The organism is Thiothrix eikelboomii, from assembly GCF_900167255.1.
GTDB classification, from domain to species: Bacteria; Pseudomonadota; Gammaproteobacteria; order Thiotrichales; family Thiotrichaceae; genus Thiolinea; species Thiolinea eikelboomii.
Window position 1 is genome coordinate 199,172 of the sequence record NZ_FUYB01000005.1, and the last position, 24,672, is coordinate 223,843.

General features: G+C 45.5%; 25 protein-coding genes. 16 read left to right on the forward strand and 9 right to left on the reverse strand.

The genetic code is table 11. The features are described from left to right. Window positions 1-7: 7 nt before the first annotated feature. The 4 genes from gpmI to B5D50_RS08045 all read left to right on the forward strand — a co-directional run bounded on the left by gpmI (window position 8) and on the right by B5D50_RS08045 (window position 3,782). A complete protein-coding gene (gene gpmI, locus B5D50_RS08030) occupies window positions 8-1,552 on the forward strand; it encodes a 2,3-bisphosphoglycerate-independent phosphoglycerate mutase (RefSeq protein ID WP_078922072.1) in 1,545 nt (514 codons plus the stop codon). Window positions 1,553-1,693: 141 nt separating this feature from the next. Next, window positions 1,694-2,410 (forward strand): ribonuclease PH, encoded by a 717-nt coding sequence (gene rph / locus B5D50_RS08035; protein ID WP_078922073.1) that lies wholly within the window; start codon window positions 1,694-1,696, stop codon window positions 2,408-2,410. Next, entirely contained in the window at window positions 2,407-3,000 is a 594-nt protein-coding gene (rdgB, locus tag B5D50_RS08040; protein ID WP_078922074.1) for an RdgB/HAM1 family non-canonical purine NTP pyrophosphatase, read from the forward strand. Before rph ends, rdgB begins: the two co-directional genes overlap by 4 nt. A 50-nt stretch (window positions 3,001-3,050) precedes the next feature. Further along, window positions 3,051-3,782, forward strand: coding sequence for a lysophospholipid acyltransferase family protein (locus tag B5D50_RS08045; RefSeq protein ID WP_200807057.1), 732 nt, complete (start codon window positions 3,051-3,053; stop codon window positions 3,780-3,782). Between the two features lie 83 nt (window positions 3,783-3,865). On the opposite strand, the gene B5D50_RS08050 is transcribed toward B5D50_RS08045, so the two are convergent. Together B5D50_RS08050 and B5D50_RS08055 are read right to left on the reverse strand one after the other, a co-directional pair. Continuing rightward, window positions 3,866-4,555 (reverse strand): outer membrane beta-barrel protein, encoded by a 690-nt coding sequence (locus B5D50_RS08050; protein ID WP_078922075.1) that lies wholly within the window; start codon window positions 4,553-4,555, stop codon window positions 3,866-3,868. Between the two features lie 120 nt (window positions 4,556-4,675). Beyond that, the gene (locus B5D50_RS08055; RefSeq protein WP_078922076.1) at window positions 4,676-5,071 is read right to left on the reverse strand and encodes a group II truncated hemoglobin; all 396 of its coding nucleotides are present in this window, start codon (window positions 5,069-5,071) and stop codon (window positions 4,676-4,678) included. Window positions 5,072-5,166: 95 nt separating this feature from the next. Here B5D50_RS08055 and typA point away from each other — a divergent pair, with 95 nt between their 5' ends. Continuing rightward, window positions 5,167-7,011 carry a translational GTPase TypA gene (gene typA / locus B5D50_RS08060; protein WP_078922077.1) on the forward strand — a complete coding sequence of 615 codons (1,845 nt, stop codon included), beginning with the start codon at window positions 5,167-5,169 and terminating at the stop codon, window positions 7,009-7,011. Window positions 7,012-7,203: 192 nt separating this feature from the next. On the opposite strand, the gene B5D50_RS08065 is transcribed toward typA, so the two are convergent. The 6 genes from B5D50_RS08065 to B5D50_RS08095 form a co-directional block, all read right to left on the reverse strand. Continuing rightward, window positions 7,204-7,914 carry a hypothetical protein gene (locus B5D50_RS08065; RefSeq protein ID WP_078922078.1) on the reverse strand — a complete coding sequence of 237 codons (711 nt, stop codon included), beginning with the start codon at window positions 7,912-7,914 and terminating at the stop codon, window positions 7,204-7,206. Further along, a complete protein-coding gene (locus B5D50_RS08070; protein ID WP_200807058.1) occupies window positions 7,892-8,431 on the reverse strand; it encodes a hypothetical protein in 540 nt (179 codons plus the stop codon). The genes B5D50_RS08065 and B5D50_RS08070 overlap by 23 nt, the downstream gene beginning before the upstream one ends. A 90-nt stretch (window positions 8,432-8,521) precedes the next feature. After that, entirely contained in the window at window positions 8,522-9,850 is a 1,329-nt protein-coding gene (locus B5D50_RS08075) for a TolC family outer membrane protein (protein ID WP_078922080.1), read from the reverse strand. A gap of 92 nt (window positions 9,851-9,942) precedes the next feature. Next, the gene (locus tag B5D50_RS08080; RefSeq protein ID WP_078922081.1) at window positions 9,943-10,260 is read right to left on the reverse strand and encodes a rhodanese-like domain-containing protein; all 318 of its coding nucleotides are present in this window, start codon (window positions 10,258-10,260) and stop codon (window positions 9,943-9,945) included. A 12-nt stretch (window positions 10,261-10,272) separates the two neighbouring features. Continuing rightward, complete coding sequence (locus B5D50_RS08085) at window positions 10,273-10,938, reverse strand: protein-L-isoaspartate O-methyltransferase family protein (RefSeq protein WP_234975833.1); 666 nt, start codon at window positions 10,936-10,938, stop codon at window positions 10,273-10,275. A 471-nt stretch (window positions 10,939-11,409) separates the two neighbouring features. After that, window positions 11,410-12,834: a M48 family metalloprotease gene (locus B5D50_RS08095; RefSeq protein ID WP_078922083.1), complete on the reverse strand. Its 1,425-nt coding sequence runs from the start codon at window positions 12,832-12,834 to the stop codon at window positions 11,410-11,412. A 162-nt stretch (window positions 12,835-12,996) separates the two neighbouring features. Between B5D50_RS08095 and B5D50_RS08100 the strand changes: the two genes are divergently transcribed. From B5D50_RS08100 to B5D50_RS08150, 11 genes are all read left to right on the forward strand, one after another. Continuing rightward, entirely contained in the window at window positions 12,997-13,326 is a 330-nt protein-coding gene (locus tag B5D50_RS08100; protein ID WP_078922084.1) for a rhodanese-like domain-containing protein, read from the forward strand. Between the two features lie 91 nt (window positions 13,327-13,417). Continuing rightward, window positions 13,418-13,882: a sulfur carrier protein DsrE2 gene (dsrE2, locus tag B5D50_RS08105; protein ID WP_078922085.1), complete on the forward strand. Its 465-nt coding sequence runs from the start codon at window positions 13,418-13,420 to the stop codon at window positions 13,880-13,882. A 115-nt stretch (window positions 13,883-13,997) separates the two neighbouring features. Continuing rightward, window positions 13,998-14,606: an NADPH-dependent FMN reductase gene (locus B5D50_RS08110; protein ID WP_078922086.1), complete on the forward strand. Its 609-nt coding sequence runs from the start codon at window positions 13,998-14,000 to the stop codon at window positions 14,604-14,606. A 24-nt stretch (window positions 14,607-14,630) separates the two neighbouring features. After that, window positions 14,631-15,497: a metallophosphoesterase gene (locus B5D50_RS08115; RefSeq protein ID WP_078922087.1), complete on the forward strand. Its 867-nt coding sequence runs from the start codon at window positions 14,631-14,633 to the stop codon at window positions 15,495-15,497. 185 nt (window positions 15,498-15,682) lie between these two features. Beyond that, window positions 15,683-16,150 carry a response regulator gene (locus B5D50_RS08120; RefSeq protein WP_078922088.1) on the forward strand — a complete coding sequence of 156 codons (468 nt, stop codon included), beginning with the start codon at window positions 15,683-15,685 and terminating at the stop codon, window positions 16,148-16,150. A 6-nt stretch (window positions 16,151-16,156) separates the two neighbouring features. Next, complete coding sequence (locus B5D50_RS08125) at window positions 16,157-16,528, forward strand: response regulator (RefSeq protein ID WP_078922089.1); 372 nt, start codon at window positions 16,157-16,159, stop codon at window positions 16,526-16,528. Between the two features lie 3 nt (window positions 16,529-16,531). Beyond that, a complete protein-coding gene (locus B5D50_RS08130; protein ID WP_078922090.1) occupies window positions 16,532-17,089 on the forward strand; it encodes a chemotaxis protein CheW in 558 nt (185 codons plus the stop codon). 31 nt (window positions 17,090-17,120) lie between these two features. Then, window positions 17,121-18,380: a methyl-accepting chemotaxis protein gene (locus B5D50_RS08135; RefSeq protein ID WP_078922091.1), complete on the forward strand. Its 1,260-nt coding sequence runs from the start codon at window positions 17,121-17,123 to the stop codon at window positions 18,378-18,380. Between the two features lie 66 nt (window positions 18,381-18,446). Further along, a complete protein-coding gene (locus B5D50_RS08140; protein WP_078922092.1) occupies window positions 18,447-20,264 on the forward strand; it encodes a FimL-related protein in 1,818 nt (605 codons plus the stop codon). Between the two features lie 53 nt (window positions 20,265-20,317). Next, complete coding sequence (locus tag B5D50_RS08145; protein WP_078922093.1) at window positions 20,318-23,740, forward strand: hybrid sensor histidine kinase/response regulator; 3,423 nt, start codon at window positions 20,318-20,320, stop codon at window positions 23,738-23,740. Beyond that, window positions 23,737-24,201, forward strand: coding sequence for a chemotaxis protein CheW (locus B5D50_RS08150; RefSeq protein ID WP_078922094.1), 465 nt, complete (start codon window positions 23,737-23,739; stop codon window positions 24,199-24,201). The genes B5D50_RS08145 and B5D50_RS08150 overlap by 4 nt, the downstream gene beginning before the upstream one ends. Here B5D50_RS08150 and B5D50_RS08155 read toward each other — a convergent pair. After that, complete coding sequence (locus B5D50_RS08155; protein ID WP_159448597.1) at window positions 24,192-24,671, reverse strand: hypothetical protein; 480 nt, start codon at window positions 24,669-24,671, stop codon at window positions 24,192-24,194. The genes B5D50_RS08150 and B5D50_RS08155 overlap by 10 nt on opposite strands. Window position 24,672: the final 1 nt, after the last annotated feature.

The window sequence follows — 24,672 nt, forward strand, 5'->3', positions numbered from 1 at the left end:
AGTGATCATGACACCAACCACCACCGTATTGCCACCGCGTCGCAAAACTATTCTGATTATTTTGGATGGCTTTGGCGTGAATCCCAGCAAAAAATATAATGCTGTTTATGAGGCGGAGACGCCTCGCCTTGATGAGTATTTTGGGCGCTATCCGCATACCACCTTAATGGCCTCAGGGCGGGCAGTCGGCTTGCCAGATGGACAAATGGGCAATTCTGAAGTCGGGCATTTGACGATTGGCTGTGGTGCGATTTTAAAGCAAGATTTAGTCCGCTTAGATGATGCCGTGGCTGATGGCAGTTTAGCGACTAATCCAGCCTTACTCGCGGCCTTGCAAGCCGCCAAGCTCGCCAATCGACCTTTACATTTAATTGGCCTTGTGTCGGATGGCGGGGTACATAGTCATTTAAATCATTTGGAAGGTTTATTGCGTGCTTGCGAACAGCATGGAGTCACCCCTGTGGTGCATGCCATCACGGATGGGCGTGATACCGCGCCCCGCGCCGCCAAAACCTTTATTGCACGGGTTCAAGCCATTTTAGCGGAAACAGGTGGGCAAATTGCAACGATTTGTGGGCGCTTTTATGCGATGGATCGAGATAAGCGTTGGGAGCGTACACAGTTGGCTTGGAATGCTTATATACGGGGGATAGGAACTGCGGCGACTGATCCTTTATCGGCTATTGATGATGCTTATGCCGCCGATCAAGGCGATGAGTTTATTACACCGCGCTTGATGCCACAGGCCGAACTCATCCACGCAGGTGATCAAGTACTCTTTTTCAATTTCCGTAATGATCGTCCCCGGCAAATGTCTGAAGCCTTAGCTTTAAATGATTTCTACGGTTTTGAGCGTGGTGATTTTACGCCAATCGCACTCACTACCTTGACTGAGTATGACGAAAAATACCCTATGCCGGTCATGTTTGCACCCGAGCGACCTAGTACTAATATCGCTGAGGTTGTGAGTGCTGGGGGGTGTAAACAGTTTCATTGCTCAGAAACAGAAAAATATGCACATGTGACCTTTTTCTTTAATAGCGGTCGTGAGCAACCTTATCAGGGGGAAGAACGTTTGGTGATTCCGTCACCGAAAGTAGAAACCTATGATTTAAAGCCAGAAATGAGTGCAGCTGAAGTCGCGGATGCAGTGGTTGCCGCGCTGAATAAGAATGAGTATGGTTTTATCGTAGTGAATTTCGCTAATGGGGATATGGTGGGGCATACAGCGGTTCCGGGGGCTGTGGTCAAAGCTGTAGAGGCCTTAGATCGGGAGGTGGGGCGAGTATTAGATGCAGCGGTTGCCAATAATTATTCGGTGTTATTAACGGCTGACCACGGTAATTGTGATGAGTATATTGACCCTTTAACCGGTGAGCCTAATACCCAACATACGGTTTATCCTGTGCCATGTTTGTTAATTGATCAGGTGAATTGGCGTTTAAGTAGTGGTGGCGGTTTAAGTAATATTGCTGCTACTTTATTGCAATTGATGGGCTTACCCAAACCGCCTGCTATGACCGGAACTAGTTTATTGCTGGAGCAGATTTAAACGGCTGTAGAGCGATTTAAATCAACGAATTAATCACAAAACCAGAGGCCTAATTGGTAAAACTTAGACTTTAGTTGGTTTATCCGTGCGGCAATTTAGTATAATCCTAGTATCTAAAAGCTAATTTATAAGGATACAGCTATGCGCTCTAGCGGACGAACCCCGGATCAAATGCGCCCCGTGCGATTTACTCGACATTATACTTGCCATGCAGAAGGCTCAGTATTAGTCGAGTTTGGTAATACTAAGGTACTGTGTACGGCCACTGTTGAGGATCGAGTACCGCCCTTTTTAAAAGGTAAAGGGCAAGGTTGGGTAACGGCTGAATACGGTATGTTGCCACGCTCTACCAATACCCGTGTGCAGCGAGAGGCAGCTAAAGGTAAACAATCTGGGCGGACGATGGAGATCCAGCGCTTAATCGGACGTGCCTTGCGAGCAGTGGTGGATTTAGAGGCTTTAGGTGAAAAGCAAATTACTTTAGATTGTGATGTGATTCAAGCGGATGGTGGTACACGCACGGCGTCGATCAGTGGTGCGTATGTGGCTTTGCAAGATGCGATGACGAGTTTGATTAAACAAGGCAAACTGAAAAAAAATCCCATCTATGGTCAAGTTGCTTCGGTTTCGGTCGGTATTTACCAAGGTGCACCGGTCTTAGATTTGGATTATGTGGAAGATTCCAGTGCAGAAACTGATATGAATATTATCATGAATGATGCAGGGCAGTTTATTGAGCTGCAAGGAACAGCGGAAGGGCATGCATTTCGCCGTGAAGAGCTAGATGCTATGTTGCTGTTAGCGAATAAGGGGATCATTGAAATTATGGAAGCCCAAAATAGAGCCTTAGCCGAATGAATCAGCGCCTCGTTTTAGCGAGCAGTAATGCGGGTAAATTACGTGAGTTTAATCGCTTATTGGTGGATTTTGGTTTTGAGGTTGTGCCTCAAGCCGCTTTAGGGGTAGTGGATGCTGAAGAAACCGGTTTAAGTTTTGTCGAGAATGCTTTGCTAAAAGCTCGGCATGCTTCTCAAATCACTGGACTGGCAGCTTTAGCAGACGACTCTGGCCTAGTGGTTGATGCCTTAGGTGGGCAACCGGGGATTTATTCAGCGCGTTTTGCCGGGCAACCGACCGATGATGCGGCCAATAATGCTAAATTACTCGCTGCGCTGCAGGATCTACCGGCTGAGCAACGCACAGCGCATTTTTATTGTTGTATTGTTTTGCTGCGCTATCCGACTGATCCAGTGCCAGTGATTGCCGAGGCGCGCTGGGATGGTGTTATTTTAACAACGCCCCAAGGTCAGCAGGGTTTCGGTTATGATCCTTTGTTTTATCTACCTACGCAGGGTTGTACTGCTGCTGAGTTAGCCGCGAGTGAAAAAAATCGCTTGAGTCATCGTGGTCAAGCGTTCCAGCGTTTGCGTGCTTTGTTAGTGGCCTAGTTCAGTCTACTGGGTCTCATTTATCATCGTTTAGGGTTGAGGAGAACGGCTTGAGTATTTTAAAGCTATGGCTGGGTTTGCGAGCCACGGTATTTTGGCTTGGCTTTCTGGTCAGTACTTTAGCCTATGGCTTGATAACTCCTTTGTTAGCGTTGCTAGCCTATGAGCCGCGTTATCAAATTCTCGTTGGCTGGTGTCGGTTTAATGTTTGGTGGTTGGGTGTCACTTGCGGTGTACATTATGAAATCAAGGGCTTAGAGAATATTCCGACTGAACATGCGGCGATTTTAATGGCTAATCATCAATCGACTTGGGAGACTTTGGCCTTTGCGACTATTTTTCCGCCACTAACTTGGGTATTAAAACAAGAGCTGATGAAGATTCCTTTTTTTGGTTGGGGGTTAAGGCTGATCAAGCCTGTTGCGATTGATCGTTCAGCAGGGCGGAGTGCAGTCGATCAAGTGCGTAACCAAGGCAAGGAACGCTTAGATGAAGGTATTTGGCTGGTGGTTTTTCCTGAGGGGACACGTGTATTACCCGGAGTGAAGGCAAAGTATAAAATTGGTGGGGCAGTGATGGCGGTGGCGAGTGAATATCCTGTCGTTCCTGTTGCGCATAATGCAGGGGCTAGTTGGCCAAGACATTCGTATATTAAAAAGCCGGGTACGATTACGGTTAGCATTGGTGAACCGATTCCTAGTCTAGGTAAAGCGCCGGAAGTCTTAATGCAAGAAGTTGAAACTTGGATTGAAACTGAAAAAGCTAAATTGGTTTTTCATTAAGATAAACTGAAAAAATATGATAAGCCAATCATGAGCTAACCATGAATCCATGATAGCGCAGTGATTGGCTCACCATTTAAGGCTTATAAAAAGCTAAAATTCACTCCAGCAGAAATGACATCCACATCGGTTTCTAAGGTATTAATCTTAGCAGCGCTGCCATCTGCGTCGTATTCTAAAATTTCATTTTTTTCACCCACATCGTAATAACGCTCCCAGCCGGCACGCAAGCTAACATTATTATTCATATCATATTGCAAACCAGCACCGAGCATCGGTGAATAGCCCTCTTCCGTAATGGCTAGACCATGAATAGCCGGGTTATCGCTAGCAACACGGGTCTCTGTGCTCCAACGGACTACACCCGCTTTCCCATAGGCTGAAACGGGTGAGGATTTGCTCAAACGCTGTTTGGCCACACCGCTTAAGGTAACCGCTGTGGTTTGTTGCTGAATCTTAATTGGGTCTGAATAGTGGTAATTTGCGGTGTCACCCATATTGACATAACCAAGCTCTACACCTAAACCCTCGCTAATTTGGAGGCCGCCATAGAGATGGCCGACTTGATCGCCCTCTTCACTGCTACAAGTTTGATTATGTGCTGCGGCGCTTTTACAAATATCGAGATTGTCCATTTGCTCAGCTGAATTATCATAATAACTCACGCCATAACTGCCGCCCACATAAACGGGTGCACTCGTGCCACCTGCGAGCGCATTCGCAGCGATGAGCGAGCCAAGCAGGATGCTTGCCGATTGAGATACTTTTTTCATTGCCCATTCCTTAAGTAAATAAAAGATCCAACAGATAGTCAGATCATGAGCAGAGTCACGCAGAGAAGCCGTTGAAAAAAGATTAATGGATTTTATTTTTCGATAATTGATTTAAAAGGCTTAGGCATCTTCTCGATTGCGCATATGATCTGCTGTGCGGGCAAAAGCCATTTTCAAAGCGCGATTGAGAGGTAAATCTGTGATTTGCTCGTCAATTGCTTGATTCATACACATCAACCATTGATCGCGCATGTTAGAATCAATAGGGAAGGGCAGATGGCGGGCGCGTAGGCGTGGATGGCCGTAAATATTTTCATAGAGAGGTGGGCCACCTAGCCAACCTGATAAGAACATAAATAGCTTATTCCGTGAGCTTTGTAGATCCTGTGGATGCAGTTTGCGCAACTCCCAAGTTTCCGGTTGGGTGTCCATCAGATCGTAAAAGCGATCAACTAACTGGCGTAAACCCGTTTCGCCGCCGATTAAATCGTAATGTGGATTGATTAAGTCAGTCATAGCTCAGTTAAACTTGTGGATATGAAAAAAATCATGAATTTAACACATGCTATCGGTATAATCCGCATCCTTAATTTTCTTTGAGTATAGAAGTTGTGATCCAAAATCTCCGCAATATAGCGATTATTGCGCATGTTGACCACGGCAAGACAACGCTGGTGGACAAATTGCTGCAACAATCGGGTACGCTCGATGCGCGTGCTGAAGTTTCCGAACGTATGATGGACTCTAATGCGTTGGAAAAAGAACGCGGGATCACCATTCTTGCGAAAAACACCGCGATCCGCTGGACCAATCCTAAAGATGGCGTGACTTATCGGATTAATATCGTTGATACCCCCGGGCATGCTGACTTCGGTGGCGAAGTCGAGCGCGTGCTGTCGATGGTGGACTCGGTACTCCTGCTGGTCGATGCAGTCGATGGCCCAATGCCACAAACCCGCTTTGTGACGCAGAAGGCCTTCTCACATGGCTTACGCCCGATTTTAGTCGTGAATAAAATTGACCGTCCGGGTGCACGACCACATTGGGTGATGGATCAAGTCTTCGAGCTATTTGATAATTTAGGGGCTAGCAATGAGCAATTAGATTTCCCCGTCGTTTATGCTTCCGCTTTACATGGTTTTGCAGGTTTAGATGAAAGCGTCAATAGTGGTGATATGGCTCCACTGTTTGAAACGATTTTAAATCATGTGCTGGCTCCAGATGTGGATATTGAAGCACCTTTTCAATTACAAGTCAGTCAGCTGGATTATAACCCTTACATGGGTATTATCGGTATCGGTCGGATTACGCAAGGCAAGATTAAAACCAATACCCAAATTAAGGCGATTGATATTAATGGTAATATCCGTAGTGGGCGTATTTTAAAGATTCTGGGTTTTAATGGCTTAGAGCGGGTTGAAGTTCCAGAAGCGCAAGCAGGCGATATTATTGCTTTCTCGGGGATGGATGAGCTGTATATCTCGGATACTTTGTGTGACCCGAATAATGTTTCGGCACTGCCACCGTTAAAAGTGGATGAGCCAACTATTAGCATGATTTTCCAAGTTAATGATTCGCCATTTGCGGGCAGAGAAGTGAAAACGGGTACTTCTTCACGTCGCTTAAAGGAGCGTTTAGAGCAAGAACTGCTGCATAACGTTGCCTTGCGGGTTGAGCCAACCGATGACCCTGAAAAGTTTAAAGTATCGGGTCGGGGTGAACTGCATTTAGGTATTTTGTTGGAAAATATGCGGCGTGAAGGTTATGAATTAGCCGTTTCTCGCCCACAGGTGATTATTCGTGAAATTGAGGGTGAGAAATTAGAGCCTTATGAAACCGTCACGGTTGACCTTGAAGAACAACATCAAGGTAAAATCATGGAGGCTTTAGGGCTGCGTCGCGCTGACCTAAAAGATATGTCACCAGACGGTAAAGGTCGGGTACGTTTACAATATATCGTGCCTTCGCGTGGTTTGATCGGCTTCCAAAGTGATTTCATGACCCTGACTTCTGGCACAGGCTTGATGTATCACACCTTTGATCATTATGGCCCGTATAAACCGGGGTCTATTGGTCAACGGATTAATGGTGTTTTGATTTCAAATGCGACTGGTAAAGCCTTAGCCTATGCCATCTTCAACTTGCAAGAGCGTGGACGTATGTTTATTGGGCATGCGGAAGAGGTTTACGAAGGCATGGTGATTGGGATTCATAGTCGTGATAATGATTTGATTGTGAATCCGCTCAAGGCTAAGCAATTAACGAATATTCGTGCTGCGGGTACGGATGAAAACTTGATTTTGACTCCGCCGATTCGCATGACCTTAGAACAAGCCCTCGAATTTATTGACGATGATGAATTAGTCGAGATTACCCCGCAAAGTATTCGGGTGCGTAAACGCCATTTATTAGAGCATGACCGGAAGCGTGCGAATAAATCGGTAGAAGTAGCGTAAACTGCTCCATTTGAACCGGTTTGGAAAAGCCTGCTGTTGCAGGCTTTTTGTTTGGGGCGAGTGTAGATAAGTTGAAGCAGTACTTGCGATAAGCCGGATTTTTATTCTGATCAGATAGCAAGTACTTGTTCGCTAGGAAGCTCACTCAAAGCATTGAGTGCTAGAGCTTTTATTTCCCTACCTATATTAAAATCATGATCTGCTATTCATTGCTAGTTGTTTAATCGTTGTCAAAATTAATGGAACACGCTCTTGACTGACGGTATCTGTCGGCATGTGTCCTGAAATGGCTTCGATAAACTGTCTATCCTGCAACAAATGACTAAAACGAGTTGCCAATTCATTGGCAAGCACCAACGATGCACTCTTTACTTCCGCTACGATAGTCGGTCGGCCATCCAATACGGCAATAATGTCTTCAATATCATGGCTCATGAGATAATCACCATAGCCACGACCATCAAATGCTTCTAGTTTCGTTACCAGAAAATAAGGTGCAGATACGATACGAATGTATTTGCCTGATGATAGCTGAATAGCATTAGCATGCTCGCTGGCAGCCGCATACCACCGATTACCAAAGCCTAATATTTTCGGGTCTGTTGGCATAATATCTAAGACAAGCTCTCCACTTATCCAGCGACAAATAGGCGCATCTGTGCGGTTATCCTCTCTAAAGCCACGTATCCTTAACTGCTGTTCTAACTGATGATAATCCCCAAGTGATAGCACTTGTACGATAGCATCGACATCCCGTGTCATTCGAATTGGTGGTGCTGCTGGGTCAGTGATCAGTAAGCCTGTCGCACACCCCCCCAAAAACACCATGACATCGGTTAAATCCTCCAGTTGCTCCACTGCAAGAGTCAATAATTCAAGATTAGGGTTTTGTATTTTGGGCATAAGCTTCTAATCGTTGGGTTAATTCTTTGGTAGCAAAGCTACGCTCTCTAGCACGCCCACCACGAATCGCATCTACTAATACCAATAATTCATACAGGATAGGATCAGCCAGAGCTGCTTTAGGGGCAGAGGCATACAAGGGCGAAAAAGACATGCCTCGTACTAAGCCTTGTGAGTCAGGCCATACAGGGGGAGGATCTCCATCAGACAAAAACACACTGCTTAACGGTGGTGCAGCATGGCTCGTAGGTATTCCACGAATGATGCCGCCATGTTCTGGTATAAAAACAAACCGTAAGCCATGTACGATAAACTCTTGCAAGTTACGTATGTAAGGGATGCTCTTATCGCCTTGGGGAATAGCTAAGTTGGCAAATACAGCTCTTTTAATCGCAGCGTGTACTTCTGCTGCACTCATGCCAAGATCAATTGCCAGACTGTGGTAAGACCAATTGTTTCGACTAATGGCTACCAGCTTTAGTAATACCAAAATATCTTGTGGCTTCAGTATCATCATATATTCTTTATTCGTGATTCGCGAATAAAGAATATCAAAATTTAACTAAGAGTCAAATTTGTGTCGATCTGGTCTTTTGAGCTTGTTGACTTATTTGCGGTTGAGTTGTGCGCTCAGCTGCTTAATATCATGCTCAGATAAGGTTCCCGCTGATTGGCGTAATTGTAGGGTACTCAATAAATAATTATAACGGGCATTGGCATAATCACGCCGTGCTGCAAAGACATCCCGCAAGGCAGTTAGTACATCAACGGCGGTGCGTGTCCCTACTTCAAAGCCCAGTTTAGTCGCTTCTGCGGCAGTTTCAGAGGCAGCCAAGGCACGTTGCTGAGCTTTCACTTGGCTAATCGCCGATTCAATACTCAAATAAGCACTACGCACTTGTTGCTCGATTAAGCGCTCTTGATAATCATATTCTTGCTGAGCTTGACGGAATTGATGTTGAGCTTGGCGAATTTTTGAGGTTTCAGCTCCCCCTTGATACAGCGGAATATTCAGTTCAACGCCTACATTAGCGCCTAGAGTACGGGGATCGAGAGCTGAACTACTGCTTTCAGTGAGGCTGCCAGTATGCCGTGCATATAAATTCACGACAGGGTTGCGGGCACTGGTGCGCTGGATTTCAATGTCTTTTTGAGCGACCTCAATCGCTTGGCGCACTGCTTGCAGTGATTTGCTAGAGCGCTTAGCCATTGCTACCCAAGCTTCCATATTCTGGGGCTGGGGAATGGTTAAAGGTAGATTAGTTTGAGCACCGAATAAATTTTGATAAGACTTGCCCGTTAATACTCGCAAATTCTCACGGGCAATATCTAGGTTTTCTTTGGCTGCTATTTCACTGGCTAGGGCTAAGTTATAACGTGAATCGACCTCTTTTACATCGGTGATTGCTGAGCGCCCTACATCAAAGAAGGCTTGCGCTTGAGCAAGTTGGCGTTTGATGGCATTTTTTTCGGTAGTCGCGACTTGCAAATTTTCTTTTGCCAGTAAATAGGAGAAATAAGGTTGGGCGACCCGCAAAATTAAAGCTTGGCGTTGGGCATCTAATTGCATGCCTGCTTGCACAATTTGCGAGTCAACCTTATCAACTTGGGCATCTAAAGCACGATTATATAAAGATTTAGTAAGGCCTAAAGTATAAGTTGCTGTCAGTCCATTGCTATTTTTACTGAGGCCATCATAAGGAGTGTATTGCTCACTAAAATTTGCGTTAGCATTAAAAGTCACTTGAGGCTTTTTTGCGGATAGCACTTGTGGCTTATTTTCTAAGATGGCTAAGTAGCTGCTTTCTTGTGATTTAAGCTGGGCATCATAGGTTTTAGCTTGTTGATAGACTTGAAGGAGTGTCTCCGCTTGAGCAGCAGATGCCATCCCTAACAAGCTGGCTGCTATAGTTGTTGTCAAAAATACTCTGTTCATGGTCCTTCCAATCTTAAATAGGCTGACATAGATAGCCAAATGGCTCAGCATTATAAGGATTATAGGGTTTTAGCACGGGTTTGTTTTAGTCTTTAATAAATGGGTAGGGACGGGTCGACTTCACGCGCCCAACGGTCGATACCCCCGGTCAGATTAATCGCCTGAAAACCTAAGCGCTCCAATAAATAACACGCATGTGCACTACGAATTCCATGATGACAAATCACGACGACTGGCAAAGCTTTATTCAGGTTATTTAAACCATAAGTCAATTGACTTAAAGGCACTAAATGTGAGTTTTCAAGGTGAACCAGCCGATATTCCCAAGGCTCACGTACATCCAACAGCTGAATCGCCTCAGGTGCGGTCGACAGTTGCTTAGATAAATCTTGGGGTAGCCAGTTTTGCATGATTAAACCGGATTAAAAATGAAATTGAGTTGGGGGTTCAGCACCTTCTAGGGGTTTGATCACAGTCTCGAATAAGACTTGGTGACTAAACTGATGATGATCTTCACGTGTGATTAGCATGGCATGCATGGTCGGTGCTTGTCCAACCACCACAAATAAACGCCCACCCACGGTTAAACGCTGTTCAAAGGCAGGATTATATTCAGGGATTGAACCAGTGACTGCGATCACATCATACTGTTTGCCAGCATTTCCCTCCCATCCGTAACTTGCATCATCGACATAAAGATTAAAATTGTTAATATCAATGGTATGTAAGTGTTTTTCCGCCTGTTGGGAGAGATCAGTATAGAGGTCGACACTATCGACATGCTGACCGAGATGTGCAAGGCAAGCGGTGACAAAACCACTGCCAGTGCCAATTTCAAGGCATTCATCATGAGGTTGAACCGCTAAATCTTGTAGCATCCGTGCCTCAACCCGTGGAAACATCATGGTTTCACCGTGGCCTAGCGGAATCTCCGTATCGGCGAAGGCAAGGCTCTGCCACTGCGCGGGAACAAATTTTTCGCGAGGAAGAAACCTGAAGGTATTTAACACAGTCTGATTTAACACAGCCCAGGGACGAATCTGCTGCTCCACCATGTTATTGCGTGCTCGGTCCAGATTCAGATTCATTATAAACTCCCTAATGATGGAAATAATGAGCCGTTTAGAGTACGTGTTCCCTGTTGAGGCTGCAAGTAATCAATGTACGAAAAAATGTACGAAAAGAGTAATGCTTTAGCGAGGTGAATCATGAATGGGGTTAGCTCTGGGGGGGTAGGCCTATTATTGGGCTTATTTTTGAGCATCAGTACAGCGGATGAGCCATTATTTGTTCCTAAGATCCCTACAGTATTAGTGACTAAGGCAAACTTTGTAACTTGTAAAGAACCACGTCCAGAAATTTGTTATGAGGTGTATGCACCTGTCTGTGCAGTGCGCAAGCGGTCGGTTCAATGTAGGTTAGCACCTTGCCTGAACACAGAGCAGCAGACTTATACTAACGATTGCGAAGCTTGCTCCGACCACAAAGTACTTGGCTTTGTAACCGGAGGTGAATGTGCGTAGTGGCAAAGTCAGTTGCTTGCGCGATAGTCATCGAGACTAAGGTCGTGCTGCATTCAGTAGTTGTCGTTCCGCTTCGGTTTGTAGCTGACGTAAATGAGCTAGTGTCACAGGCGAAGTATTAGGTAATGCCAAAGCTTGTTCAGCCGTTGCGAGGGCATGCTTATATTCACCTAGACGTAAGCTACGAGAGGCATTATAGAAACTGGCTTCGGCGGCTTGCTTGGCTTGTTGAGCGAGCTGTTGTGCTGCTTCGAAGAACTCTAAACTGGTCGTTTCGGTTAGACGCAATTTAGCTAAGGTTTGTAAACCCAGTGCAGTTTTATTTTGACCGAGTTGGCTGGTAGCAAGGGCTAAATTGAAAGCTGCTTGAGTGCTGATTTGCTGAGCAAAACCGTGTAGGCGTTGCTCAGCTTCTGCATAACGCTTTAACTCATTCAAGGCTTGGGCTTGCAGAATTGCGAGTATCGGGGTATTTGCGTTTAAACGGGTAGCCGGTGTTGGATTGCCGGAGCGTAAAGCTTGATAAGCCTGTGCATACTGTTGGGCAGTAGGTTTCAGTTGAGTAGCCATTAAGGTGGCTGCGTTTTGTCCGGTCATCAACCGGAGCTTTTCGCGGGCAACGACATAAGCTAGATCATCTTGAGGTTTGCGCTTAGGTAGCTGAGTGACCAAGCTGCGAGTATCGCTGAGGCGGTCAATTGACATCGGGTGAGTGTAGAGATATTTGGTGAGATCACCATAAGCATTGGTTTCACTGCGCTCAAGTTTTTCTAAAAAATACGGCATGGCTTCGGTATTAAAGCCCGTGTTGGCCAGAATCCGTAGGCCTACACGATCAGCTTCGGCTTCCGCCCGCTGCGTAAAAACAATCTGTTGATGTGCCTGCATTGCCAGTGTACCCGTCACAATCGCTTGAGCCGCATCTGGGCTTTGACTGGCCACCGCAGCACCTGCGAGCACGCCTAAACCCGTCATGAGTGGGCTATTTTTACCCGCTTCTTGCATCCGAGCTAAATGGCGCTGTGAGACATGGGCAATTTCATGGGCGATCACCGCCGCTAATTCGCTTTCGGATTGAGTGTTTAAAATTAAACCCGAATTGATCACGATTACGCCTCCAGTCAAGGTGTAGGCGTTGACGAGATGATTCTTCTCAATCATAAAATACAGAGGGTTGCGATTAGGGCTGCGGCTACCTAAGCGTTGACCTAGCTGATTAATCCAATCCACTAACTCGGGGTCTTCAATCATAGGACGGCGCCGACGTAGCTCACGCAGTAAGGCTAAACCCGCCTGTTGCTCTTGGGCGGTGCCTAGGCTACTTGCATTAGCCATCACTTCAGGCAGCTCAATATCAGGAAGATTTAAATTAAGATCCGTCGCATAGCTCAAAGGAGCCGTCAACGTAGTCAGGCTCGTCATCAAAAATAGCGCAAGAAACAGCGCGAATTGGTTAAGCATAGCGTTTTTTACCTAAGTAACGAGAGCCGATGGTCTAACTATAGATGAAATTTAAGAGATTTAGTTGCAAATCCTGAACTTAGCCAGAGGCCTTAACTTGACAAAAAAGACCGATTATTAGAATATTATTATAGTTTAATGTTTTGTTTTTAGAGAGACACCATGTACGGAATCAATGAAGTTGATGCATCAGAACTAAAGAGCATGCTGAGCAGCGGTGAAAAGCTGCGCTTAGTGGATGTGCGCTCTGAGGCTGAATTTCAACAGGGGATTATCGAAGGTGCAGAGTTTTTGCCCTTGCATGTTTTGCCGCTGCGGATGAGCGAGTTTGCAAGTGATGAAAAAATTGTACTGTATTGCCGCAGTGGTGCCCGTTCAGCACAAGCCTGTATGTATTTAAAGCAAAATACGGGTATTGATGCGATTAATTTACGCGGTGGCATTATTGGCTGGTATCAGTCGGGTTATCAGATTGTACGTCCTGCCGCTTAAAACCTTGGGTTTTAATGGGTAGCTTTGGAGAGGTGGGTTTCCGCAGTTAGCAGACACGGAAGCTCAAGGTGGAAATGGAAAGGAACAGGTTATGGCAAAGAAATTAGCAATTATTGCAACTAAGGGTACTTTGGATTGGGGTTATCCACCCTTTATTCTGGCTTCAACTGCGGCTGCCCTCGATTATGATGTAAAAATTTTCTTCACTTTCTATGGCTTACAGCTTTTGAAGAAAGATATGAAATTAGCGGTGACTTCATTAGGTAACCCGGCTATGCCGATGCCTTTTCCAGTGCCGGTTCTACTGCAAGCCCTACCTGGCATGCAGGGCATGATGACCAGTATGATGAAAAAGCAAATGGCAGGCAAAGGGGTCGCTGATTTAGGTGACCTGCGTGATTTATGTTTAGAGGCGGATGTAAAATTTATCGCCTGCCAGATGACCGTTGATTTATTTGATATGGAGCACTCTGAGTTTATTGATAATGTCGAATATGCAGGTGCGGCCTCTTTCCTAGAATTTGCAGGTGATTCAGATATTTGCTTATTTATTTAAATCGCTAATTATTGAGTTCTGATGTGAAAATGAGAAGCCGGGCATTATGTCCGGTTTTTCTTTTTCAATGAGCTCCCTGCTAAAATATTTAACAAGTTTCAGTCAAGGGTTCTGTATGCAATTCACGATCATCAGTGGCAGTCACCGCCATAACTCCCAAAGCGAAAAAGTTGCCAACTATGTACAAACTGTCTTAAGCGCACAGGGTACTAAAGCGGATATTTTTAGTTTGGCAGGCAATCCTTTGCCACTTTGGGATGAATCCATTTGGGAGGGTAACCCTAAGTGGCAGCAATTACTTGATCCGTTATCCGCGCAACTAGCCGCTAGTCAGGGGTTTGTGATTGTCACACCAGAGTGGCATGGCCAAGTTCCTTCAGGCTTGAAGAATTTTTTCTTAATGTGGGGGCGAAACGAGCTAGCGCATAAGCCAGCATTAATTATTGCTGTGTCATCCTCAACCGGTGGAGCTTATCCAGTGGCTGAATTACGCATGAGCAGTTACAAAAATAATCGTATTTGTTATCTTCCAGAGCATATTATTATCCGTGAGGTGACTCAGGTATTAAACGAAGACGCCACTATGAATACTCCAGAGGCTGATCGTTATTATCGTCAGCGGATTCAATGGGCATTAGGTATTTTAGAGCGTTATGCGCAAGCCTTAGCACCCCTTAGAGCAGGCGACGGTTTATTTAATGAAGAATTTCGCAATGGAATGTAAGCCATTGATTCAAGAGGTCTAGTTATGCTTAAAGCGGGTAAAACCCCTCAAAAAATGCTCAATCAAATTGGCAAGTTTGATTATTTCAATGACGAGCACCATGCTGTGCGGCGCAATGAAATCCGTTGGCTGGTTGAGGAGTTTACAGAAATCCCGATTGCCCATTTGCCACCCTCAATAGAGGGTTTCACAATCGTGCAATTGACGGATCTGCATTTACGCCCGTTTACGCAATTAGAGCATATTGAGCGGGCAGTGGCGCGCACGAATTTATTAAAGCCTGATTTAATCGTCTTAACGGGTGATTATGTCTGGCATGATGAGCAAGATATTCTGGATTTAGCCCCCGCCTTAGCTAAGTTAAATGCGCGGTTTGGTTTATTCGCGGTCTTAGGCAATCATGATATTAAAGCGAATGCAGCTTTGATCACCCAAGCCTTTGAGCGTCATGGCATTAAGGTGCTATGTAATCAAGGTTTGGATATTCAAGTGGGGCATTATTGCCTGCATCTAGCGGGCATTGATGATGGTTGGCTTGGAAAACCGGATATTAAGGCCACGTTAGCCGGGCATCGGGGTAATATACCGGTCGTATTGTTGGCTCATGAGCCGGATATGATTGATTGGTATGCGGATGATACGCGGATTTCTCTGCAGCTATCAGGGCATACCCACGGGGGGCAAGTTCAAGTAAAACCGGGTAAACCGTTTATTCGGCCTTACTTGGGGAAAAAATATGTCCAAGGCTTGCATCGTGTGAATCAGTCTTGGGTCTATACCAGTCGTGGAATAGGAACAACGGGGCTGCCGATTAGACGCAATTGTGCGCCAGAAATAACGCATCTTACTTTAGTGAGTGCATTGACAGCGACCATCCAGACTGCAGCTTGATGCGCTTGTCCGAAGAATCTTTGTGAGTGACAGGGGTTTCTTTAGACTGAGTATCAGCTTTAATGGTTATGATGCGAGTCAGTCAGTATCTGTCAGTAGATAGGCCTTTTGCAAGTTAGAGGCTTGCTGACATGATCAGCTGACCTTTAAAAAACATAAATAAAAATACATAAAGAGCGACGCGCGTGAATACGTCAGATCCAAACCAAGTTACTCCAGGTCGAGACCTGTCAGGCCTGAAGGTACTCATTATTGATGACAGCAAAACGATTCTGCGTACAGCAGAGGCCTTGTTATCCGAATATCAATGTTGGGTAACGACCGCTTCCGATGGTTTTGAGGCTTTGCCTATCATTGCCACGTTCAAACCAGATGTCGTATTCGTGGATATTATGATGCCCCGTTTGGATGGTTATCAGACATGTGCGCTGATTAAAGCCAACCGTAATTATCGAGACATTCCTGTGATTATGTTGTCGAGCAAAGATGGTTTGTTCGATTTAGCACGGGGGCGTTTAGCGGGTTCAGATAAGTATCTGACTAAGCCGTTTACTCGTCAAGATTTACTGTCAACGATTTATAGCCATGTTTTGCCACATCTCCAAGCGACACATGAAAGAGTCGGAGATGGTGCAGCTGTCGCTCGGGAGTAGTGAACTGTGGCTAAGCATGTGCTGATTATTGATGATTCTTTAACAGAGACGCGGATATTTAAATCTCTGTTAGAGCATCATGGCTATAAAGTCAGCATTGCATGTAACGGGCAAGAAGGTATTGAAGTGGCGCGTGTTTGTAAACCCGATTTGATTCTAATGGATGTGGTGATGCCATTAGTCAATGGGTTTCAGGCGACACGTGATTTAAGTCGTAATCCAGATACTCGGCATATCCCCATTATTGTTTGCAGCTCCAAATCAACGGAGACTGATCGTTTGTGGGCAATGCGCCAAGGTGCGAAAGAGTATTTGATTAAGCCGGTTAAATTACCCGAGCTTTTAGGTGTAATCAGCAAGTATGCGCCGGGGGGATAAAACATGGCCAGCCCTTATGAACTGCTGGTCGGTTTAGCTCTGCTAAGAGAGAGAAAACGTCAGCTTGAGGCAGAACAACATCAAGGACCGATCGAAGCGTGGTCTGCTTTGGTGGTAAAAATTGGTACTTGGCGTTGTGTACTGCGTCAAGACGAGGTGGATGAAGTGATTGCACCCGGTAAATTAACCAAAGTACTCGGTGCACCCAACTGGATGTTAGGCCTTACTTATTTTCGCAATCAGTTATTGAATGTTTTAGATGGGCGTCAGCTGTTTTTAGGGCAATCGAGTGGTTCGATTAATCAATTGTCAGCGCGGATTCTAGTCGTACAAGGGCAAGAGGAATGGTTCGGTATTAAAGTGGATGAATTAATTGGGATTCGTCACATTTGGTCAGATAGTGCTGAAATTAAAGTTTTAAGTGATAGTCTGGCCGTCTGGCGCTCATATGCCACACAATGCATTGTAATGAATGGTGAGGTAATGCCAATCTTGCAAGCGAGAAACTTAATGCGTGGTTTAGAGTTACAGCGTTCTGTGCTCTCGACTTCAACAGTTTAATGAGCGAGCTTGAATAAAAGAATAAAAAAAAATGGATAATTCAACGCAACTCTCAAACAGTTTTTTTACTGGCAAAATGATCTGGATACCGATCGGCTTGTTGCTATTTAGCATCATGGGCATGATCATCCTGTTTGTCATTGGGTCAGCGTGGCTTGATTATCAACAGGCTATGCATATTGGCATGTTAGGCTGTTTTGTGATGCTCTTGAATGTACTTTGGGTGACTTATCTATTTTATCGTTTTTATACCCAACAAACGGCTTGGAGTAAGGTGGAGTCAGAGCAGCAAGAGTCGATTATGTGTTTGTTGGATGAAATGAGTACCCTAGCCGAAGGGGATTTAACCATCCGAGCGACGGTTTCGGAAAATATTACCGGCACGATTGCGGATTCGGTGAATTATGCGGTCGATGCTTTGCGCGAATTAGTCATTAAAATTGATGATACTTCAGGACGTTTAACACGTTTTGCACAGATTGCAGATAAACGCATTACCCAACTCTCACAAGCCAGTACTCGCCAATCGGAAGAAATTTCAATGGCCTCCTCAGCGATTGCGGCCATGACCCATTCGATTCACAAAGTTTCCCGCAATGCGGCAGCATCAACTGAGGTTGCCCGTAAATCTTTAGAAATTTCTCAAGCAGGTGCACATACGGTTCGCAGTGCAATGGCAGATATGGTGACCGTGCGCGAACAGATTCAATCAACCTCAAAACGGATTAAACGCTTAGGTGAAACCTCGCAAGAGGTAGGGGATATTGTGCGCCTCATGAATGATATTGCTGAGCAAACCAATATCTTAGCCTTGAATGCTTCCATTCAAACTTCATCAATCGCTGGAGGTGGGCGGAGCTTTGAGCGTGTCACGGATGAAGTGCAACAATTAGCTCAACGTTCTGCAGAGGCAAGTCGCAAGATTGATTTATTAGTACGTGCAATTCAAACCGATACCCAAGAAGCGATTGCCTCGATGGAGCAAACCACGGCTAGAGTCGTGACTAGCTCGCGTAATGCAGATTCAGCGGGTGCAGCCTTAGATGAAGTTGAAGAGGTTTCGACCAGTTTAGCCCGCTTGATCGCTAATATTTCCGATGCTTCTTTTAAGCAAGCAGATATGGCAACCCGAGTGACTAGTACGATGCAATCCATTCAAGAAGGCACGCTACAAACTGAGCAGTTCAGTAAAGAAACTACGGAACTGGTTTCCAACTTGAACGAAACAGCGAGTGAATTGCGGCGCTCGATTGCCGATTTTACTTTGAATAAGACAGCGCCGATCAAGTAGAAGGCAGAAAATGATGAATAATAATGATTATAAAAAAGTGAACAGACGTATGGGGGCACAAGTCGCATGATTTCCGATAAATCGAGTCTAGCTAGTCGTCTGGGATGGGTGCTTGGGGAAACTGAAAAGTTATTAGCTGAAACCCGCCAATCATTTTCTCAGTATGTAGGCGACACAGCTTTAAGTCATTTAGAGCTAGCCATTGGTAAAGCCCGGCACGCGCTTGGGGTGTTGGACATCTTGGATACCGAAGGCGCTTATATGTTAGGGCGCGAGGTTGTCCTATTAATGGATGCCATTCGCCAAGAGAAGGTGAAAAACTGGCAAGAAGCCTGCACGGTGACAGCGGATGGTTTATTACAATTATCCGAATATTTGAAGCATTTACGGGATGGCTATGCTGATTTACCCGTCATTGTGTTGCCGATGCTGAATAATTTACGTGCCGCCCGTGAGGCCGAACTATTATCTGAGCATTTGGTCTTTTTGCCGGCTGAGGGTGTAGTGACTAATGAGCAAATCGGTACGGATAAATATATCGCTTTGCCGGCGGATAAATTGGATCAAGCCACCAAGCGTCTGCGCTTCTATATGCAAAAAGCCCTCTTAGGTTGGTATAACAATGACCGCCCGGCTTTCCACTTGCAAGCGGCTCGTAAGGTCGCGGCTAATATGCTGACCCTGCATGAAAAAGAGCGTTTACGCGCCTTATGGTGGGTGACGGGTGGGTTATTACAAGCTTTAGAAGAAAATAAATTAGAAGATAGCGCGGCCGTTAAATTGTTGATGGGGCGGATGGAGCGTGAAATTCGGCGGTTTGGGGATTTACAAGAAACGGCTTATAACGAGTCCTTGCCTGATGAGCTATTGAAAAACTTACTGTATTACGTGGGTTTAGCCGAGGAAAGTGAGGGTACTTTAGGCGCGGTTAAAGAGGCTTATCATTTAGATTTGTATCTGCCTAAAGGCGGTACTTTGCAAGAGTTACGTACTTATTATACCAAGCCCGGACGTGAACTATGGCAGGCGGTTTCTTCGCAGTTGCAAGATGAATTAACCTTATTAATGTCGCAGGTTGAAAGCCTCGGTCAGCGTGAACATCCTGCTCCGGTATTAGGTGAGGTTGCTAAACGGACGGGGAGTTTAGCACAAACTTTGGGGATGTTAGGCTTAGGTACGGCTGCTGAGCTGACGGATCAAATTGCTACAGAGCAGCAAGCTTCGGTGGCTGCTAATCTACAGCTAAGCCCTGATCTGTTAGAGCGTATGAGTGAGCACTATTTAAAATTAGAAACCGTGCTACATGAGTATGCTGAAACCGGCTATGACCGTACTCAAGAAATTTTCTTTGGGGAGGGGCAAAGCGGGAGTGAATTAAGTGCAGTGCGTGAAGCGGTGCGTACTTCCTTAACGGCTTTGGCAAAAGCACAAACCGAATTAGCGGCCTTCCATCAAGAGGCAGGTAATTTCACTCATTTGGAGGAAATTACCAAGATTCTGCGGGGTATTTCTGGGGCTTTAGATGTTTTAGGCCACCAAGAAATTCAGCCCTTAGCTCAAGGTGTGAAAGCGTATCTAAGTAAAGACTTACAAGTTTCCAAACGTAAACCAGCCTTAGAAGAGATTTATTGTGTTGCCGATATTATGACTTTGCTGGAGGCAGCCTTGTCATGTATTAGTAATAATGAAGATCACTTACCCTTAGTACCCGTGGGTTTTGAGAAGCTGCGTGAGCTAGACGATTATACCAAGGTGGATTTGTTAGACGAGGCCAATCTTGCTCAAGGGCAGGCTGAGCTGGAGCATAAAAAAAAAGCCAAACAGCAAACACCGCAGAGCCTTTTTGTGAAGTTACGCAATCAGCGTCTACTCACGGAAGCTTAAGCCCACCGATCCTAGCGGTCACTGCTCCAGCTGCCGTTCTTGAAACGAGTAGCTTGAGCAGTTCGAGCAGTCTAAATACAGAGACTTATGATTCGTCAGCTTTACGTGAGAAAGTTGGCGATGACATCTACGAAATCTTCGTGGAAGAAATCACCGAAATCCAAGCCAATTTCCAAGAGTGGATTCCACAATGGTTGCAACAGCAACAGTATTCTGAGCTGCTGAAAGACATTCGCCGTGGCTACCATACCTGCAAGGGCAGTGGGCGGATGGCAGGTGCTTTAGCCCTTGGTGATTATGCTTGGGCGCATGAATGCATGCTCAACCGCGTGTTAGAAAAAACCTTACCGATTAATGAGCGCTGTTGTGAACTCTTAAATCAATCAACCCAGTATCTGACTAAGCGCTTGGATTTTTTCCTGACTGCCACGCAAACTGATGCGGATGCTAAAGCCGAAATTAAAAAGGTTGAAGATTTTATTCGTGATCCGAATATCGTAGTGAGCGCTGAGCCTGATTTGCTCTTGTTTGATTCGATTATTCAATTAGAAGCCAAAGCGCCTGCGAGTGCTGTAGAAGAGCCAAGCCCTGAGCTGGCTAATGCTGCGTTTATTATCACGGATGCCGAGATTATTGATGAAACTCTACCTAGTTTCTCCGCGAAGCTAGACTACACTGATGACTTCCTAAGCCCTAGCTTAGATGATGGTTCTAGTGATAGTTTCTTGATGGCAACGGATGTCTTTGAGTCAAGTTTACCTGAATTGACTCAGGCAGCCGAGATGTCCAGCACCATTAAACCTGAACCTCAACCTGAATCAGAATTAACGCTATCAGCTGCTCCTATTGAAGAATTGACATGGTTGGCAGCACATCAACCCGAAGCTGAATCCGAACCTGAGCTTGCAGCTAACGAGGTAAATCAGCGGACTGAAGATCCAGTTCCTTTGGAAACACCCACTAGTCTGCCACCGAAATTTGATGATCAAACTGAAAATCAATTGGTATGGACCATGTTCCGTGAGGAGCTGCCCGATCAGTTGCGGAGTATGGATCATTGGATGCAAGCCCTGAATGCTAAGCCAGCCGATTGGGAGATTAGACGTTCTTTAGAGCGGGAGCTACATACCTTAAAGGGTGGAGCACGCATGGCACGCTTAACCGATTTAGGCGACCTAGCCCATCAAGCGGAAACTTTGTTAGAAAAATTGGGGCGGCATGCTAGCCCGCAAGAGGTAGCGACTAAGCTACGCTTGCTCCAAAGTCTAGTGGATCAGATTAATAGCCTAGCAGAAACTTATCTGCATTTAGAGCAAGCACCCGCATTAGAGGCGCTTGTGCCTGAAGGTGAACCTAAATCTAAACCAGTTATTCAACCGTCAGTGCCTACTGAGTCGCAGCAACAAGCAGTAAGCACTAGCCTTGGTACTTATTTGAATGCACCGAGCATTCATACACCGGTTAAAACGTATGATAGTTTATTAGAGCGTTTGCTAGCAGAAAAAGCACTCTCCTTGCCGGACAGCTCCGTATTAATAGAGAAAAAACCTGAAACTAAACAAGTTACGCCTAGCCTGAGTGACGAGGCAAGTGCTGCCTTAGCACAAGAGCAAATTCGTTTACCTGCCGTTTTCTTAGATAAGATGATTGACCGCGCCGGTAGCTTGAATATGCAACAAAATACTTTAAGTGAACGTCTGCAACTCATGACGGATGATGTGGGTGAGTTTAGTCGCACCGCGTCCCGCTTAAAGCAACTACTGCGCTCTTTAGAGCTAGAAACCGAAGCGCAAATTCATGCAGGTTATCGCCAATCAGCAGCGGCTCAGAATAAAGGCGCTGATTTTGATCCACTCGAGATGGATCAGTATTCTGAATTACAGCGCCTTTCAAGAGCCTTGGCTGAAAGTTTAAATGACTTGGTGAATATCGAAGCCGATTTAGGGGTGCAGTTACGCAATAGTAATGCTGTACTAAAAGATGCCCTTAGCTCAAGTCGTTATTTGCATCAAGATTTACTAGAAACGCGCTTAGTTGAAGCAATGGTGATTGTGCCACGCTTAAAGCGGATTGTGCGTCAAACCTCGTCTGAATTAGGGCGTGAGGTGAATCTTGAGGTCGAGGGTGAATCGTTTAGGCTCGATCGGCATTTATTGCAACGGATGACAGCCCCCATTGAGCATTTATTGCGGAATGCAGTGTCACATGGAATTGAGCCTCCACAAGAGCGGCTGATTCTCGGTAAGGCTGCTCAGGGGATGCTGAGTTTAAAAGTATTCCGTGAAGACACCGAAATTGTTTTCCAAGTACAAGATGATGGCCGTGGTCTGCATCGCAAGCGCTTGCTGGCTAAGGCTGAGGAGTTAGGGCTGATTCGTGCGCAAGAGTCTTTATCGGATCAGGAAGTTCTGCGCTTGATTTTACGGCCGGGGTTTTCTACCGCGCATACCCTTAGCCAAATCTCGGGGCGGGGTGTTGGCATGGATGTGGTCAGCTCAGAGGTGAAAGCCTTGGGCGGGCATCTGCAAATTAGCTCGGTCGAAGGACAGGGCACACTGTTTACCATGCGCTTACCGTTTGCAATGGCGGCTAACCCAGTTTTGTTTGTCGGCACACAGAGCCAAACTTATGCCTTACCTTTAGGTTATGTGCAGGGTTTGGCACGCTTAGATTTGAATAAAGTGCGAGAGCATCTGGATCAGACCGATAAATTCATTGCCTTTAGTGGCCATGATTATGTAGTGCGTTATTTAGGTGCTCTGTTAGAGCCGGGTAGCCAATTAGTGTTACAGGATGAGCATGTCTATCCGGTGGTTTTTGTTCGTACCAGTGGTGGGCATTGTATTGCTTGGATCGTTGATAAGATCTTTGGCCGACGTGAGGTGGTCTTACAGTCTTTGGGGAGTTTATTTAAAGAAAGTCGCTTCTATTCATCTGCGACGATTACCAGTGATGGTGAGGTCGTATTGCTCCCAGATATGGCTGATCTGGCTTTGCGCGTGAGTGGAACAAGCAGTAGTAAGAGCAGTGTTGAGGCAACCGATAAAACATTTGCGATGAAGTCGTCCGAGCAGCACGAGCGTCCGCATATTTTAGTGGTGGATGATTCAATTACTGTGCGTAAGGTCACAGAAAAGCTTTTGATCAGCGAAAATATGTTAGTAGGCACCGCTAAAGATGGGTTAGAGGCTTTGGAGATGTTGGATAAATTCGATCCTGATTTAATTTTAATGGATATTGAAATGCCCCGGATGGACGGTTTTGAAGTGTTAGAAACTGTGCGCCAAAATCCAGACTGGAATCATGTGCCGATTATTATGATTAGCTCACGTACTGCAGACAAGCATCAACAAAGAGCCGAGCAATTGGGAGCGAATAGTTTCTTAGGTAAACCTTATCAAAACCAAGAACTCATGGCTTTAATCCGGCGTTATTTAGCTTTGAATCCAGACTGGGCTGAGGAGATGGCTGTATGAATCCTATCAAACCAATGATTAAATGTGCCGTCTTACGCTTACAACATGGTAGTTTGATTGTACCGTTTAATTTAATTGCTGAATTAGTGACTGCCGAACATTTAGCATCCTCGGAGCTACCGGGGATTCTTGGTTGGCTGAGTTGGTTAAATCGCCCTGTGCCAGTGGTCTCTCTTGAATCCTTATGTATGCTCGGTGAGGGTAATATCGAAACCGCAAGTAACTGTTTAATTTTACATACGGTTTCTGATTGTGATGATCTGCCGTTTATTGCCTTACAGGTGCAAGGTGGTTTGCAGACGGTCGAAATTAGTGAAGATACTTTACGCGATGACTATAGTGGCAACACTCAACGTTGCCCTTATGTGGCGCGGCAAGTAAGGATTTCACAGCTGGTATGTTTGATCCCCGATTTGCCAGCTTTGGAGGCTTCGGTGGCAGAAATTCTGGTTCACGCCTGATTGACCATCAGCACAGACATCACTAAAGCCAGTACAATAACAATTACAAAGGCAGATTTTACCGGGCTAGTTTTAGCTTGTTGCTCCATATAAGCAACGCGCTCGGCCGCATTACGCATAATCTCCACTCGGGATTTGACGTGAAAAGTCTCTGCTTTCTCAAACACTGCATGACCCCCGCGCAAATTAATCAGTGGAATCAGAATATTGATATTGATATGTGCCATGATGGCATTTTGCGTGGGGCTATCGAAATTAACCAGCATCGGTGGTTTGAACATAAACATCTGATCAATGACCGCTGCTTTCATTTGTTCTTGAGCTTGCCCAATTAGCCCACGATTGTGTTTCAGTGCTCGTTCGAGCTCTTCTAAGCTAGCACTCATCGGCGGAGTACTAGTTTGTACATAATAATCTTTGCCTAAGATATTGACTTTAACAGTGCCCAAATAGGTTGTTGGTTGGGGCACA

Coding starts and splice junctions, on each gene's coding strand:
- gpmI (WP_078922072.1), top strand. CDS start 8: ATGACACCAACCACCACCGTATTGCCACCGCGTCGCAAAACTATTCTG.
- rph (WP_078922073.1), top strand. CDS start 1,694: ATGCGCTCTAGCGGACGAACCCCGGATCAAATGCGCCCCGTGCGATTT.
- rdgB (WP_078922074.1), top strand. CDS start 2,407: ATGAATCAGCGCCTCGTTTTAGCGAGCAGTAATGCGGGTAAATTACGT.
- B5D50_RS08050 (WP_078922075.1), bottom strand. CDS start 4,555: ATGAAAAAAGTATCTCAATCGGCAAGCATCCTGCTTGGCTCGCTCATC.
- B5D50_RS08055 (WP_078922076.1), bottom strand. CDS start 5,071: ATGACTGACTTAATCAATCCACATTACGATTTAATCGGCGGCGAAACG.
- B5D50_RS08065 (WP_078922078.1), bottom strand. CDS start 7,914: ATGCCCAAAATACAAAACCCTAATCTTGAATTATTGACTCTTGCAGTG.
- B5D50_RS08070 (WP_200807058.1), bottom strand. CDS start 8,431: ATGATGATACTGAAGCCACAAGATATTTTGGTATTACTAAAGCTGGTA.
- B5D50_RS08075 (WP_078922080.1), bottom strand. CDS start 9,850: ATGAACAGAGTATTTTTGACAACAACTATAGCAGCCAGCTTGTTAGGG.
- B5D50_RS08080 (WP_078922081.1), bottom strand. CDS start 10,260: ATGCAAAACTGGCTACCCCAAGATTTATCTAAGCAACTGTCGACCGCA.
- B5D50_RS08085 (WP_234975833.1), bottom strand. CDS start 10,938: ATGAATCTGAATCTGGACCGAGCACGCAATAACATGGTGGAGCAGCAG.
- B5D50_RS08095 (WP_078922083.1), bottom strand. CDS start 12,834: ATGCTTAACCAATTCGCGCTGTTTCTTGCGCTATTTTTGATGACGAGC.
- B5D50_RS08100 (WP_078922084.1), top strand. CDS start 12,997: ATGTACGGAATCAATGAAGTTGATGCATCAGAACTAAAGAGCATGCTG.
- dsrE2 (WP_078922085.1), top strand. CDS start 13,418: ATGGCAAAGAAATTAGCAATTATTGCAACTAAGGGTACTTTGGATTGG.
- B5D50_RS08110 (WP_078922086.1), top strand. CDS start 13,998: ATGCAATTCACGATCATCAGTGGCAGTCACCGCCATAACTCCCAAAGC.
- B5D50_RS08115 (WP_078922087.1), top strand. CDS start 14,631: ATGCTTAAAGCGGGTAAAACCCCTCAAAAAATGCTCAATCAAATTGGC.
- B5D50_RS08130 (WP_078922090.1), top strand. CDS start 16,532: ATGGCCAGCCCTTATGAACTGCTGGTCGGTTTAGCTCTGCTAAGAGAG.
- B5D50_RS08135 (WP_078922091.1), top strand. CDS start 17,121: ATGGATAATTCAACGCAACTCTCAAACAGTTTTTTTACTGGCAAAATG.
- B5D50_RS08140 (WP_078922092.1), top strand. CDS start 18,447: ATGATTTCCGATAAATCGAGTCTAGCTAGTCGTCTGGGATGGGTGCTT.
- B5D50_RS08150 (WP_078922094.1), top strand. CDS start 23,737: ATGAATCCTATCAAACCAATGATTAAATGTGCCGTCTTACGCTTACAA.